The sequence below is a fragment of the Ensifer sp. Root558 genome, from assembly GCF_001427045.1.
In the GTDB taxonomy this organism is placed as follows: domain Bacteria; phylum Pseudomonadota; class Alphaproteobacteria; order Rhizobiales; family Rhizobiaceae; genus Ensifer; species Ensifer adhaerens.
The window spans coordinates 405947-420341 of sequence record NZ_LMGC01000035.1; the positions used below are offsets into that span (position 1 = coordinate 405947).

General features: G+C 61.6%; 15 protein-coding genes. 9 read left to right on the forward strand and 6 right to left on the reverse strand.

Translation table 11 applies throughout. From position 1 onward, the window contains the following. Positions 1–32 precede the first annotated feature (32 nt). The 3 genes from ASD63_RS28375 (at position 33) to ASD63_RS28385 (ending at position 3974) form a co-directional block, all read left to right on the forward strand. Positions 33–941 (forward strand): LysR family transcriptional regulator, encoded by a 909-nt coding sequence (locus ASD63_RS28375; protein WP_034791353.1) that lies wholly within the window; start codon positions 33–35, stop codon positions 939–941. Between the two features lie 166 nt (positions 942–1107). After that, positions 1108–2421: a TCR/Tet family MFS transporter gene (locus tag ASD63_RS28380; RefSeq protein WP_082573008.1), complete on the forward strand. Its 1314-nt coding sequence runs from the start codon at positions 1108–1110 to the stop codon at positions 2419–2421. A gap of 143 nt (positions 2422–2564) precedes the next feature. After that, entirely contained in the window at positions 2565–3974 is a 1410-nt protein-coding gene (locus ASD63_RS28385) for an MATE family efflux transporter (protein ID WP_034791355.1), read from the forward strand. A 133-nt stretch (positions 3975–4107) separates the two neighbouring features. On the opposite strand, the gene ASD63_RS36680 is transcribed toward ASD63_RS28385, so the two are convergent. Beyond that, a complete protein-coding gene (locus ASD63_RS36680; protein ID WP_255380878.1) occupies positions 4108–4236 on the reverse strand; it encodes a hypothetical protein in 129 nt (42 codons plus the stop codon). A 360-nt stretch (positions 4237–4596) separates the two neighbouring features. On the opposite strand from ASD63_RS36680, the gene coaD reads away from it, so the two are divergent. From coaD to tgt, 5 genes are all read left to right on the forward strand, one after another. Then, positions 4597–5091 (forward strand): pantetheine-phosphate adenylyltransferase, encoded by a 495-nt coding sequence (gene coaD / locus ASD63_RS28390; protein ID WP_034791358.1) that lies wholly within the window; start codon positions 4597–4599, stop codon positions 5089–5091. 35 nt (positions 5092–5126) lie between these two features. Beyond that, positions 5127–5699: a peptidylprolyl isomerase gene (locus tag ASD63_RS28395; RefSeq protein WP_034791360.1), complete on the forward strand. Its 573-nt coding sequence runs from the start codon at positions 5127–5129 to the stop codon at positions 5697–5699. 22 nt (positions 5700–5721) lie between these two features. Continuing rightward, positions 5722–6231 (forward strand): peptidylprolyl isomerase, encoded by a 510-nt coding sequence (locus tag ASD63_RS28400; protein ID WP_034791362.1) that lies wholly within the window; start codon positions 5722–5724, stop codon positions 6229–6231. A 73-nt stretch (positions 6232–6304) separates the two neighbouring features. Next, complete coding sequence (queA, locus tag ASD63_RS28405) at positions 6305–7387, forward strand: tRNA preQ1(34) S-adenosylmethionine ribosyltransferase-isomerase QueA (protein ID WP_034791364.1); 1083 nt, start codon at positions 6305–6307, stop codon at positions 7385–7387. Beyond that, complete coding sequence (gene tgt / locus ASD63_RS28410) at positions 7388–8518, forward strand: tRNA guanosine(34) transglycosylase Tgt (RefSeq protein ID WP_034791366.1); 1131 nt, start codon at positions 7388–7390, stop codon at positions 8516–8518. Positions 8519–8540: 22 nt separating this feature from the next. On the opposite strand, the gene ASD63_RS28415 is transcribed toward tgt, so the two are convergent. The 5 genes from ASD63_RS28415 to ASD63_RS28435 all read right to left on the reverse strand — a co-directional run bounded on the left by ASD63_RS28415 (position 8541) and on the right by ASD63_RS28435 (position 13650). Next, positions 8541–8963, reverse strand: a complete 423-nt coding sequence (locus ASD63_RS28415; RefSeq protein WP_034791369.1) for a DUF4864 domain-containing protein — start codon at positions 8961–8963, stop codon at positions 8541–8543. Positions 8964–9172: 209 nt separating this feature from the next. Next, a complete protein-coding gene (locus ASD63_RS28420; RefSeq protein ID WP_034791371.1) occupies positions 9173–9970 on the reverse strand; it encodes an SRPBCC domain-containing protein in 798 nt (265 codons plus the stop codon). 11 nt (positions 9971–9981) lie between these two features. Further along, positions 9982–10602: a helix-turn-helix domain-containing protein gene (locus ASD63_RS28425; protein ID WP_034791373.1), complete on the reverse strand. Its 621-nt coding sequence runs from the start codon at positions 10600–10602 to the stop codon at positions 9982–9984. Between the two features lie 792 nt (positions 10603–11394). Then, on the reverse strand, positions 11395–12768 hold the full coding sequence (locus tag ASD63_RS28430; RefSeq protein ID WP_034805396.1) for an ISNCY family transposase: 1374 nt from the start codon (positions 12766–12768) through the stop codon (positions 11395–11397). 309 nt (positions 12769–13077) lie between these two features. After that, positions 13078–13650, reverse strand: coding sequence for an NADPH-dependent FMN reductase (locus tag ASD63_RS28435; protein ID WP_060530106.1), 573 nt, complete (start codon positions 13648–13650; stop codon positions 13078–13080). 230 nt (positions 13651–13880) lie between these two features. On the opposite strand from ASD63_RS28435, the gene ASD63_RS28440 reads away from it, so the two are divergent. Continuing rightward, on the forward strand, positions 13881–14390 hold the full coding sequence (locus tag ASD63_RS28440) for a GNAT family N-acetyltransferase (protein ID WP_060530107.1): 510 nt from the start codon (positions 13881–13883) through the stop codon (positions 14388–14390). Positions 14391–14395: the final 5 nt, after the last annotated feature.

Genomic DNA, 14395 nt, shown 5'->3' on the forward strand with positions numbered 1-14395 from the left:
TCAATCGAACGACTTGTACGAAATTCCGCACAATGGACGACTTGCCGCTTGCTGATCTCGATGCCTTCACCGCAGTGGCCGCGGCGCGGAGCTTCCGCGCGGCTGCGAAGAAGCGCGGCGTTTCCGCGTCGGCGCTGAGCGAGGCGCTCCGCCGCCTTGAAGCGAAGCTGCAGGTGCGCCTGCTCAACCGCACGACCCGCAGCGTCACCCTGACGGAGGCGGGCACGCGGCTGCTCGATCGGCTGACGCCGGCCCTCGGCGAGATCGCCGGTGCGCTCGATCAGGTCAACGAGATGCGCGACAGTCCGGCGGGAACGCTAAAACTGAACGTTCCGACCATCGTCGCGCGCGAAATTCTACCACCGATCATCGGCCGGTTCTTGCGCGAGCACCCGGCAATTTCCCTGGAGGTGACGGCGGAGGACGGTTTCGTCGATGTCCTCGCTGCCGGTTTCGATGCGGGCGTCCGCTACGAGGAACGCGTCGAGCGCGACATGATCGCGATCCCGATCGGGCCGAGCCGCCAGCGTTATGTCACAGCCGCGGCGCCGGATTATCTCGAAAGGCGCGGCGTGCCCGGCCATCCGCGCGACCTGCTTGAACACGCCTGCATTCGCCACCGCTTCGCCAGCGGCTTCTCGCTTCCCTGGGAGTTCGGCGAGGGCGAGGCGGCGCTGACGATCGCGCCGCCAGCCGTCGTCACCGCCAACACGATCGATCTCGAACTCGGGGCGGCCATCGACGGCCTTGGCGTGATCCGGACCTTCGAGGAATTCATCGCGCCCGCGGTCGCCGCAGGGCGTCTGGTGCTCATCCTTGAGGCGTGGACGACGAGCTTCTCCGGTCCGCTTCTCTATTATGCAAGCCGCAAGCATATGCCAGCGGCGTTGCGTGCCTTCGTGGACTTCCTGAAGCGCGAACAGCGGCGGGACCACCGCTGAGGCATGGGCTGTAAGCGGCCCGACCTATCAACCATTGCGATAGTCCCATCAGAAAATTTGGGACGTTCACGGATTGTTTCGTGCGAAATGATCCGTTACACCTAAATTGGTAGCGTTGTTCACGTTCTGTCTCTTTTCCCGGGGCAGGCCGCCGGGGAGGGATCGCATGCGCGACGAGAAATTTGTGCGACGCGGCCTGTTCCTCGTCTTCCTCATCCTGTTTCTCGATATCATTGGCATCGCAATCATCGTGCCGGTGCTGCCGGCCTATCTCGAGGAATTGACCGGCGCCAATGTCAGCGAGGCGGCGATCGATGGTGGATGGCTGCTGCTCGTCTATGCGGCGATGCAGTTTCTCTTTGCGCCGCTGATCGGCAATCTCAGCGATCGATTCGGCCGCCGACCGGTGCTGCTCGCATCCGTCTTCACTTTCGCGCTCGACAACCTGATCTGCGCGCTCGCCACCAGCTACTGGATGCTGTTCATCGGTCGTGTACTCGCCGGCGTCAGCGGCGCCAGCTTCGGCACGGCATCGGCCTACATCGCCGACATCAGTCATGACGGGAACCGAGCCAAGAATTTCGGGCTGATCGGCATTGCCTTTGGTACCGGCTTCGCGCTCGGGCCGGTGCTTGGCGGTCTGCTTGGCGAACTCGGCCCGCGGGTCCCGTTCTACGGCGCGGCAGCGCTGTCCTTCGTCAACTTTATCCTTGGCGTATTCCTGCTGCCCGAGACACTCGACAGCGCCAACCGCCGCCGGTTCGAGTGGAAACGCGCCAACCCGCTCGGCGCCCTCAAGCAGATGTGCAATTACCCCGGCATCGGCTGGGTGGGGCTGGTGTTCTTTCTCTTTTGGCTTGCCCATTCGGTCTATCCGGCCGTCTGGTCCTTCGTTTCCAGCTACCGCTACGGCTGGAGCGAGGGGCAGATCGGACTTTCGCTCGGGATCTTCGGTATCGGCGGTGCCTTCGTCATGGCCGTCATCCTGCCGCGTGTGGTGCCGCGGCTTGGGGAGTGGCGCACGGCCGTGCTCGGCCTGACCTTCACCACGCTCGGAGCCATCGGCTATGCCGGCGCCTGGCAGGGGTGGATGATCTATGCGGTGATCATCGCGACCGCGCTCGAAAGCCTCGCCGATCCGCCGCTGCGCAGTATCGCCGCGGCCCACGTGCCGTCGTCGGCACAAGGCGAGCTTCAGGGCGCGCTGACCAGCATCGGCAGCATCACCACGATCATCGGTCCGTTGATCTTCACCCAGGCCTTCGGTTATTTCACCAGCCCTGCCGCGCCCGTCGCCTTTGCCGGCGCGCCCTATGCACTCGCCAGTTCCTTCCTCGTCGGCGCGCTTATCGTGTTCTTCCTGAAGATACCGAGAAGCAGGGCGGTCGGACCGGAAGGCGCGGAGAATGCCGGGCCGGCCGACGCCGTAGCGCCGGACGAGCCAGAGGCGATGGAGCGGCCACGATTGCACGGAAATTGATCAATTTTCGTGATCTATCGATGAAACTTTGAGCAACCTCGCCCTTGCGTCTGGCTCTTTGCCCGACGGTATTCTATTTCCGGATTCCTCCCCCCCGATCTTCGGTTGCGGCCCGGAGCCGCATTGACTGCCAGGAATCTGCCATGCTGACCGCGAATGCGAGCCCGATACCGTTGACGACCGACAATTCCTGGCGGACGCACTATCGCGCGAGCTTCTATCTGGGCGTGCCGTTCATCGGTGCGCAGCTTGCGCAGCTCGCGATCAACACGACGGACGTCCTGATGGTCGGTAAGCTCGGCGCCACCGAGCTCGCGGCGATCATCCTCGCGACCCAGATGTATTTCACCGTCTATGTTTTCGGCAACGGATTTGCCAATGCGGTGGTGCCGATGGCAGCACAGGCCGTCGGCCGTGGCGACAAGGTTTCGGTGCGCCGCTCGGTGCGCATGGGCATGTGGGTGGTGATGCTCTACGGCCTGTTGACCGCGCCGATCCTCTGGATGGCCGAGCCGATCCTGCTATTTGCCGGCCAACAGCCCAAGGTCGCAGCCCTTGCAGGAGAATATGTCCGCATCGCGCAATGGGCGATCTTCCCCGGTCTCATCTTCATGGTGCTGAGGGCCTTCCTAAGTGGCCTGGAGAGGGCAGGGATCATTCTCTATGTCACGCTGGCGACGCTCGTGCTCAATGCCGCGCTCTGCTACGTGCTGATCTTCGGCCACTTCGGCTTCCCGAAACTCGGAATCTTCGGTGCGGCGGTCGCAGCGCTTGGCGTTGCCGTGCTCGGCGCGGCGTTGACGATCGGCTATATCAAGAGCAAGCCGGAGCTCAACCAGTACGAACTCTTCGTCCGCTTCTGGCGGCCCGACTGGGTCGCCTTCCGCGAAGTCGTTTTTCTCGGAATTCCGATTTCGCTGACGATCCTTGCCGAGGTCAGCCTGTTCACCGTCGCCTCGCTGCTGATGGGCACGATCGGCACGGTCGAGCTTGCGGCGCACGGCATCGCGCTGCAATTCGCCTCGATGGCCTTCATGATCCCGCTCGGGCTTGCGCAGGCCGCCACGGTGCGGGTCGGGCTTGCCTATGGCCGCGGTGACCTCCTGGGCGTTCGGCGCGCGGCGATCGCTTCGCTGGTGCTCGGCGCCGGCTTTGCCATTGTCGGCAGCGCCATCTTCGCATTCTTCCCCAGCCAACTGGCTGCCCTTTATCTCGACACAGCCCGTCCGGACGCTGCGGCGGTGCTTGCCTTCGCGGCTCCGCTCATTGTCATTGCCGGTGCGTTTCAGCTCGTCGATGGCATGCAGGCGATCGCCGCCGGCATGCTGCGCGGCCTGAAGGACACCAAGGTGCCGATGCTGCTGGCGATGGTTTCTTATTGGCCGATCGGCTTCGTCTGCGCCTGGCTCTTTGCCTTTCCCTTCAATTTCGGCGGGATCGGCGTGTGGTTCGGCTTCGTCCTCGGGCTTGCAGCCGCCGCGGTGCTGTTGAACTGGCGCTTCTTCCGGATGCTCGGCGAGATAACGGCGAAGGCTGCCGCCAAGGGCGCCTGACTTGGGGCGAAGAAGAGCAAAGAAAAAGCCGGACGGGCAGGGGATGCCGTCCGGCTTACAATGGCGGTCGCCTCAGGGGAAGGGAACGACGGCCGCTTACTACCACGCTTCGTTTTACGAAGCTTTGGAACTGCTAGACGTTAAAGCCGTCGAGCCGTTCCGAACCCTGGCGATCGCGCTGGAGGTCGCGTATCGTCCGGGCAAAGTCGATCAAGAATACGAGACTGATGACCGCTGCCGCGATCATGAATAGGGTGGCCATAGTGCCCTCCATCAACGGAAGATTTTCTGTGTCGCGTAGCGGTCGCGCCGGTCACGGGACTCGTTGCGCAGTCCATGTATCGTCGCAAAGATCATCGCGAAAAACATCGCCATCGAAAACAGAGCAAGTCCCATAGCCGTAATCCTTTCGCATCCTAAACGGCAGTACGTTCAAAAAAGTTCCGTTGTTACTGGCACTACACTTAACGTCTTTGCTGTGAAGCACCGTTGAACATGGCATTCATCTAGCATTCATTCTTTCTGTCCCGCTGTTTCCCAGGGAACAGGGTCAACCGCCGTACAACTCTTGCGATCTGTCGCCGTCCGTGACAAAAGGCTTCACCAAACGGAAACAGGTGCGATGACCACGGCATTTTATCCCGGCTCCTTCGATCCGATGACGAACGGGCATCTCGATGTGCTCGTGCAGGCGCTGAACGTGGCGGCGAAAGTCATTGTCGCGATCGGCATCCACCCCGGCAAAGCACCTCTCTTCTCCTTCGACGAACGCGCCGAGCTCATCCGCCGCTCGCTCCACGAATTTCTGCCGGACAGGGCAGGCGACATCGATGTCGTTTCCTTCGACAATCTGGTCGTCGACGCGGCGCGAGAGCGCGGCGCAAAGCTGCTTGTGCGCGGCCTTCGCGATGGCACCGACCTCGACTACGAGATGCAGATGGCCGGGATGAACCGGCAGATGGCGCCGGATATCCAGACCTTGTTCTTGCCGGCGGGCACGGCATCACGGCCCATTACGGCCACATTGGTCCGCCAGATCGCGGCCATGGGCGGCGACGTCAGTGCCTTCGTGCCCAAGTCCGTCTACGAAGCACTGCAGGCCAAACGCCGTACCTGACGGGCGGCCCCAAATTCACCACGCAGGGAGAAACCATGAAAATCCTCCACCTCGCATTTGCCGGCGCCATCGCGCTTGCCTCCTTCACGGGCACGGCGCTTGCGCAAGCGGCCGACAACTTCATCACCATCACGCTCAAGGATGGTCCGGTCGTCGTCGAACTCAGGCCTGACATCGCGCCGAAGCATGTCGAGCAGATCAAGGCGCTGGCCGCGGCCGGTGAATACGACAACGTCGCTTTCCATCGCGTGATCAAGGGCTTCATGGCGCAGACCGGCGACGTGCAGTATGGCGACATGGAAAACGGCTACCAGCCGCAGGCTGCCGGCACCGGCGGTTCGTCGCGTCCGGACGTCCCGGCAGAGTTCTCCGACGTCCCGTTTGAACGCGGCACGGTCGGCATGGCCCGCTCGCAGGACCCGAACAGCGCGAATTCGCAGTTCTTCATCATGTTCGCCCCGGGCGACTTCCTCAACGGCCAGTACACGGTCGTCGGCAAGGTCGTCTCCGGCATGGAGAATGTCGACAAGATCAAGCTCGGCGACGACGCCAACAACGGCTCCGTCACCGATCCCGACCGCATGATCAGCGTCAAGGTCGGCAAGTAAAATCAACAGAAGGAGAAAACCCATGGCCGAGATCAAGGATCCGGAAAACACGATCATCCTGGAGACCACCAAGGGCAAAGTCGTCATCGAGCTTCTGCCCGACGTCGCTCCGGGGCATGTCGCTCGCATCAAGGAACTGGCCCGCGAAGGCGCCTATGACGGCGTGGTATTCCACCGCGTGATCGAGGACTTCATGGCCCAGACCGGCGACGTGCAGTACGGCAAGACCGGCGGCGAGCACTTCAACCCGGCCCGCGCCGGCATGGGCGGGTCCTCAAAGCCGGACCTGAAGGCCGAATTCTCGAACGTCAGCCACGTTCGCGGCACGTGCTCGATGGCCCGTAGCCAGATGCCGAACTCGGCCAACTCGCAGTTCTTCATCTGCTTCACCGACGCGCCGTGGCTCAACAAGCAGTACTCTGTCTGGGGCCAGGTCATCGAAGGCATGGACAACATCGACAAGATCAAGCGCGGCGAGCCGGTGCGCGATCCCGATACGATCGTCACGATGCGGGTTGCCGCAGACGCCTGATTTGCGCTAATGCACGAACCCGCCCCGGTCGCCAACTGCGCCGGGGCGGGTTTGCTTTTGTCTGAAGATAACAATGCGCGTAGAGCTGTTCGACTTCGACCTCCCGGAAACTTCGATTGCGCTTCGGCCCGCAAGCCCGCGCGACAGCGCCCGTATGCTCGTGGTGCGCCCCGATGGCGCCGACGTTCTTGCGGACAGGGGCGTGCTCGACCTGCCGTCGTTCCTGAGGGAAGGCGACGCGCTTGTCTTCAACGACACCAAGGTGATCCCGGCGCAGCTCGAAGGCATCCGCCGCCGCGGCGAGGAGATCGCGACGCAAGTTTCGCTGACGCTGCATATGCGGGTCGCACCCGACCGCTGGAAGGCTTTCGCCCGCCCGGCACGACGCCTCAAGGTCGGCGACCGCATTGCCTTCGGCCACGGTGGCTCAAGCTGCTTTCTCGGAACGCTCGACGCGACCGTCGAGGAAAAGGGCGATGCCGGCGAAGTGACGCTGCGCTTCGATCTCTCGGGTCCCTCGCTTGACGAGGCGATCATGGCGGTCGGCCACATTCCCTTGCCGCCTTACATCGCCTCCAAGCGCGCCGAGGATGCGCAGGACCGCGCCGACTACCAGACCATGTATGCCCGAGAGGAGGGCGCCGTTGCGGCGCCGACCGCCGGTCTGCATTTCACCGACCGTCTTTTCGCCAAGCTCGACGAGGCCGGCATCGAGCGCCACTTCGTGACGTTGCATGTGGGTGCGGGCACGTTCCTGCCGGTCAAGGCTGATGATACCGACGACCACGTGATGCACCAGGAGATCGGCCACGTCGATGCCCGGACCGCCGAGAGGCTGAACGCCGTCAAGGCGAGGGGCGGGCGCATCGTCTGCGTCGGCACGACCTCGCTGCGGTTGATCGAAAGCGCCACCTCGGAAGACGGCACGGTCAAGTCCTGGTCCGGTCCGACGGGTATCTTCATCACGCCCGGCTACCGCTTCCGCGCGGTGGACATGCTGATGACCAATTTCCATCTGCCGAAATCAACGCTGTTCATGCTGGTTTCGGCCTTCAGCGGCCTGGACACGATGCGCGCGGCCTACGCGCATGCGATCGAAACCGGCTACCGCTTCTATTCCTATGGCGACGCCAGCCTGCTTTTCCGGAAAGACTAAATGACCGAGACCTTCCAGTTCAAGCTACACAAGACCGACGGCAAGGCCCGTCGCGGCGAAGTGTCCATGCCGCGCGGCACCATCCGCACACCGGCCTTCATGCCCGTCGGTACCGTCGGCACGGTCAAGGCGATGTATCTCGACCAGGTGAAGGATCTTGGCGCCGACATCATTCTCGGCAATACCTACCACCTGATGCTGCGCCCAGGCGCCGAACGCGTTGCGCGGCTCGGCGGTCTGCATGGCCTGATCCGCTGGCAGGGCCCGATCCTGACGGATTCGGGCGGCTTCCAGGTCATGTCGCTGGCGGGCCTTCGCAAGCTCGACGAGCAGGGCGTCACCTTCAAGAGCCACGTCGATGGCGCGCTCTTCCATATGTCGCCGGAGCGCTCGATCGAGATTCAAGGCTTGCTCGACAGCGACATCCAGATGCAGCTCGACGAATGCGTGGCGCTGCCGGCCGAGCCAAAGGAAATCGAGCGCGCGATGGAAATGTCGCTGCGTTGGGCCGAGCGCTGCAAGGTCGCCTTCGGCGACCAGCCGGGCAAGGCGATGTTCGGCATCGTGCAGGGCGGCGATATCCCGAAGCTGCGCGAACGCTCGGCTGAAGCACTGAAGGGCCTCGATCTCAAGGGCTATGCGGTGGGCGGTCTCGCCGTCGGCGAGCCGCAGGAGGTGATGCTGCGCATGCTCGACATTACCTGCCCGATCATGCCGGTGGACAAGCCCCGTTACCTGATGGGCGTCGGCACGCCAGACGACATCCTGCGGTCGGTCGCCGAGGGCATCGACATGTTCGACTGCGTGATGCCGACTCGCTCGGGACGCCACGGCCTCGCGTTCACGCGCCACGGCCGCATCAACCTGCGCAATGCCCGCCACGCCGAAGACATGCGTCCGCTCGACGAGCAATCCTCTTGCCCTGCGACGCGCGACTATTCGCGTGCCTATCTGCACCATCTGATCCGCTCGAACGAATCGCTCGGCGGCATGCTGCTCAGCTGGAACAATCTGGCCTACTATCAGGAACTGATGGCCGGAATTCGCCTGGCGATCGAAGAAGGTCGCTTCGCTGATTTCATGGCCGAAACGCAGGAAACCTGGCGGCGAGGGGACCTTCCCCCGGTCTGATGGCCGCCAGCGGACCGGTGTCTCAGATGGCCGGTCCCGACGCCGACTGCAAAATCATCACGCCGTTGATCTTGTAGCTGCCATCCGGCTGTTTCACGAGTTCGTAAACTGCGGTCCAGTCCTTGCCGTCTGGCGCCGAGATCAGAACTTCCTGCAGCACCTGGTCGCCAACCACCTTCGATCGACCAAAAGCAAAGTTGCCGGGCCGGTAGACGGGCTGGTAGCCGCGCTTCACCATCTCGAAGAAGCTTGCCTTGTCGGGAAACTTGCTGCGGATCGCGGGTGAAGCGAAGGAGTAGGCGGTCTCGGCATCATCCTGCAGAAAGGCAGTGATCTGTTCCCGTATGATCGTTCGCGCCGTATCGACGGGTTCCTCCGCACAAGCGGCAGTCGCGGCTGCCAGTTGTGCCACCATACCGAGGGCAATCGCAAAGCTCCTGAACATCGTCGATCTCCATAGCCGCAATGAAAGACCATAGGACAGTCGCGGCTTTTGGAAACAGGAGCTTTGGTGACAGCTTCAGATAATGGCTCAGATCTGTCTATGTAAATCGTGTTAATTCAATTTGTTGTCTGGTGATATGAAAGCCAGATCTCAGATATCATAAGTTGGTGATGTCCGCGTAATGGCGTGCTCAGACTGGCGGCGGCGATCTAGTTGAACGTTGTCGCCATCCATTCCTGCCATTTCGGCTCGCTGTCTTTCGCGCGCGCCTTGGCACCGTCTCCATAGTGATAGAGCGCGATGCTGGCATTGGTGCCTTCGCCGGTCGAGTAGCTTCCGAAGAGCGCGATGCCGGCGCCGGGTTCCTTCAGGCGCAGCAGCAGATAGCGTTGCTTGGTGTCCTGCTGTACCCGTTCGACGATGCCGGCAAGGCGTTCGGGCCGTGGTGGCGTGCTGCGCTCCTCGCCGACATTGGCGCCGAGAAGTCCCAGCGCTTCGGTCAGGCGTTCCCAGACTCTTGCCTGCGGTTCCCCGGTTGAAACCATGGCGAAGCTGCTGACCGCCTTCTCGCCGGCGAAATGTACGAGATAGATCTTCAGGATCTCGAAGAACGCCGGCCATCCGCCCTCGAAGCCTTCCAACTGGTCGTCCCAGTCGTCATTCGCTGTGAACAGCGAATGCACCATGCGCAGCACGCAGCGATCGCCGGAACGCGCCGTGACGGTGATTTCGGTTGCGACCGGCGGCGCGCCCTCGCTCCACTCGCGTTCCACATAGGCAAAGCGGGCAGGCGGCTCCCAATGCGTCACCTCGCCGGTCGAGCTGCCGTTCGGACCGAAGTCGAAGGCGATCTTGCCTCCGACCCGCTCATCGATTTCCGTCTTGGTGAACCAGGCATTGTTGCCGCTGCCGGTTGCGATCGCCTGCCAGACCTCTTCGGGCGAGCCGGGCAAGATCAGTTCCATTTCAACCCAGCGCTTTCCGCTGCCATCCTTCTTGATCGGCATGGGATATCCTTTCAGGAGTTGGTGTCGTCGGGTTCGCCCTTGGCTGCGCTCTCGTCGCTCGGCGCAGGGTAGGAGGCGATGATGAGCCGGTGCGGCCGGGCGTCCGGCGCGCCTTCGTCGTGGTAGCGCGCGGCGAGCGCGCTCACCGCCTGGGCGAGATCGGCGGTAAAGGCGGCGCGCTCCGCAGGCGAACGAAAGTTGATCACGGTGTCGATCGACAGCGTCGCCAGGCGCTTGTCCTGCGTACGGGCGCTGCGCAGCAGTCCGCCGACCTCACGGACCATGCGAGCCGCCAGTGCGACCAGATAGCTCGCAGACAGGCGATCGCTGCTCCGCCCGGGGTCGGCAGCAATCGGCCCCAGCGCCGCCGGCGAAACTACATAGGACGTGGCGGTTGCGACCATCAGGCGCTCGGTCAACCCGCCCCAGCGGCGTTGCTCTGCCGGTTCTATCAGTTTGTGCTCTTCGAGCGCACGCAGATGGTAGTTGACCTTCTGGCGCGTCAGCCCCACCCGCACAGCCAGCGCGGCAGCCGATGCGGGCGCGGCAAGTTCCGCCAGCAAACGGGCCTTGATCGGCTCCAGGGCAAGTGCGGCGGCGGCCGGCGCGTCTATGACATCGAGATCGAGCATGGTGCAATCATCGCCTTGACAGATTTTTTTGTCAAGGCGATGATTGCACCTAATGCGGGTAGGGGAATGCCGAGTGCCCGCTGGCATGCGCGACCTCAGCTTTGCGGAGCCTTCCAACCATTCAGGCTCGCCCAATGGAGCCAGCTATGCGGAAAGGCGCTGAGCCGGGTTAGGTTCCCGGTTGAGCTTCTCCACGCGACGCGACGCTAACGTTTGCCGACCGCTTGGCAGGTCGTCGTTTTTCTCTGAATGTCACCACCCAAGGTAGCGGGAGGCAATGTATCGATGGAAGCGCGCCGATGAATGCCGGAACGATCGATGATGAAAGACGAACCTGATCCATTGGCCTACATGGAAGAGCGTGCCGCGTTTGGGACGGCTTGAGCGCCAGGGGCGTGCTGCAAGTGACGAGCGCGCGCCTTGCGCAAACGTTGGAAAGAGGGTCGCATGTCATCCTTGAACCCGCCCGACCACATGCAATGTGGCAGCCAAGTTGAACTGTCCGCTTTGGCGCAAAGTTAAAATGTCAATTTGGGCGGCGCGTCGTCAGCCATTTAGACATGCGACACTCGACATCTCNTGTGGCAGCCAAGTTGAACTGTCCGCTTTGGCGCAAAGTTAAAATGTCAATTTGGGCGGCGCGTCGTCAGCCATTTAGACATGCGACACTCGACATCTCCGTTGGCGCTGAGGCAAGCCCCCGACCGAACCGGCTGGACCGGGTTGCAAGGGAAGGGAGGGGGCGGATGAGACGCACCCATCGGCTTTAGCTTGGACAGTTGAAGCAGCCGGTCATTCCGCCGCATCGAGGTCAGAGAGCGCCTGTCGCCGCCGGGCAATGACCGCAGGATCGTTCATGAAATCCTTCCGACGTCCCGGGCCGCGCGCGCGTCGAACGTAGCCGTTCTTCTCGCTGTTCGTCTTCACGGCGGGCTTCGTCTGCTGCTCCTGACGTTCCTTGATGTAGGTCAGGAGTTCACCGAGCCGCTTGTTCTCGGTGATCGCCGCATGCGTCACCCGCTGGTCCTTGTCGAACACCCGGTAGGGTAGGGAATGCCCCTTCCAACGCACATCCAGCCTGCCGTCGGCAAGCGCGTAGGTCTCGACATAGCGACCGACCAGCCCGCGCGTCACCTCGGTCTCTTCCAGCATGATCCGCTGGCGCTCGTACGAAAACGTCAACTGGGCACCGACATAACGCTGCTCACGTTTGCATAGCACGTCGCGCAGCCGATCCGGGGCAAGGTTCAGCGGCCGATGCAGATCATCAGATCGGGCAGGGGTAATGGCAAACTGGCGGTTATAGCGCTCCATGAACCGAGGCAGGAAAGCGTTGCCGTCGTCCATGCCGCAGACGCCCTCCAGACGCAGATCCTTAATCAACCGGTCCTGTAGCGTCCGGTTCATCCGCTCGACCCGGCCCTTGGCTTGACTCGAGTTTGCGCAAAGAATCTCGATGTTTAACTCGCAAAGTGCACGCCCGAACTGGGTCATGCCTTGGCCGCCCTTGGCATCCTTCTTCGCAACCCGGAACACCGAATGCTTGTCGGAATAGAAGGCGACGGGAGCACCATGCGCCTTCAGATAGAGTTCCAGCGCCTCGAAATAGCTGAACGCACTTTCCGAGCGCACAAACCGCAACTGCATCAGCTTGCCGGTCGCATCATCGATGAACACCAGCAATGAACATGGATCGCCGCGATCTTCGAACCAGCGATGCTCGGAACCGTCGATCTGAACCAACTCGCCGTAGGCCTCGCGCCGCAGCCGCGGCTGATGGAACGTCCGTCGCTGCTTGCGCGACAGCCACAAGCCGGCCTCCGACATCCATTGGCGCAAGGTCTCGCGCGACACCGTCAGACCATCACGCTCCGCAAGCTTCTCGGCCGCCAGCGTCGGACCAAAGTCGGCATAACGCTCGTGCACGATCGTCATGGCGTAATCGCGTACGCCGTCGCAGATCCGGTTGTTCGATGGCCGGCCGATCGCCTGGTGCCGGATCGACGCCGCACCGCCAGTGCTGATCCGCTCCAGCAACCGGCGAACCTGGCGGGTGCTCAGCTCAAGCACATGTGCCGCCGACACCAACGTCATGCGTCCGGCGATCACCTTCGACAAAACCTCAATCCGCTGCAGATCGCGCTCGCTCATCGCAATCAATCCCATCCGCAATCTCCCAGGTCATCAAAACCCGGGGAGAGTGACATTCCAACTTTGCAGGATCAGGACACTTTAACTTTGCGGCTACAGGTTCAGATCGCATAATCTGAATTATGGAACTGAATGTGATGTATCAAATATGCCATCTAACGCATTGATCAAAATTCACTTCCTCGCGATAGCTGGTTGAATCGATTTCGACCGCAGCCTCGATGTGGCCATGGCAGAACCCATCGTGAGGACGCCTGAGCCACTTCGAGCGTTGTTCGACGCCCTTGCATACGGCTTGAGGAGACGCGAGTGGCAGCCGCTTGTTCAAGCGTTGCGAGGCAGGACAGAGAGCACGCGCGCAATGAAGGCTGCAAACTCTTCCATGTAGCCACGGAGAAACTGCTCGGTCGTTTGCACCGTCACTTCTCCGTCGTCGGAAATCAGCCCCGGAGTGAATTGAATGTAGGCTTCTGGGGCGTTCATCTGCGGTGAATTGCAAAAGCTAAGAACACTGCGCAGTCCTTGTTGCGCTACCGCGGTTCCGATCGAGCCCGGCGATGTCCCGATGACAGCCGAAGGCTTGCGTGTGAAGGAGTTCTTTCCGTAGGGGCGACTCGCCCAGTCAATGGCGTTTTTTAGGCCACCCGGGATTGAACGGTTGTATTCCGGGGTTACAAAGAGAATGGCGTCGACCCCAGCCAACTCTTCTTTGAAAGCTCTCGCGACCGGCGGAAAATCGGCATCATAGTCATGGCTATAGAGCGGGAGCTCCCTGAACGATATTTCTGTCATTTCAAGCTGTGCAGGAGCCAACCTCACCAGTGCACGGGCGAGCTTGCGATTTATGGAGTCTTTGGCGAGACTACCAATCAAGTATCCGACCTTATGCGTTTGCATAATAATTCTCCCGATACCGTGACCTGTGGCGTGGACTGCAACGACAATGTAGCGCGTCGCGCCGTGACTGTCATGTTTCCAAGTCGCTGCAAACCCGATCTCAGAACTCTCTTAACCCGCCAGTATGCCGGCAGAACTGCAGCTTTCATCCGGGGCCGGTCGCCGCGGCGATCGGCATGGTATCCGGCGGATGCGGAAGGAAGAATGGCTACCTTTGAAAGAAGAACATCGTGCAAACTATAGCAACTGAACGACTGATATTGCGCCAATGGCGCGAGGACAATTTTGAGGCCTTCGCTCGATTCTGGGGGGACCCCGTCACCACCGCCTTCGTCGGGGGTCCGATTAATCGTGAGGATGCCTGGCGAAGGATGTTGTCGTTCATCGGTCATTGGCACTTGCGCGACTTTGGCTTTTTCGTTGTCGAGGATAGTAAAACAGGTGAAATGGCGGGCTACTGCGGAGCGCAGCTTCCTTTGGACAAGCTTGAACCTGAATTGGGATGGGGCATTTACCCCCAGTTCCAGGGGCAAGGCTATGCTACCGAGGCGATGCTTGCCGTTCTCGACTTCGCAGCCAGCAAACTTGGCTGGAGGACGGCAATAAGCCTGATCACTGATGACAATTTGGCTTCCCAAGCGGTCGCGAGAAAACTTGGAGGCGCGCTTGAGCGACACGTGGATATCAGTGGCATGCGCTACGGCGTATACCGGCACGTCTTTGGAGATTCGTCGATTTAGCCGTT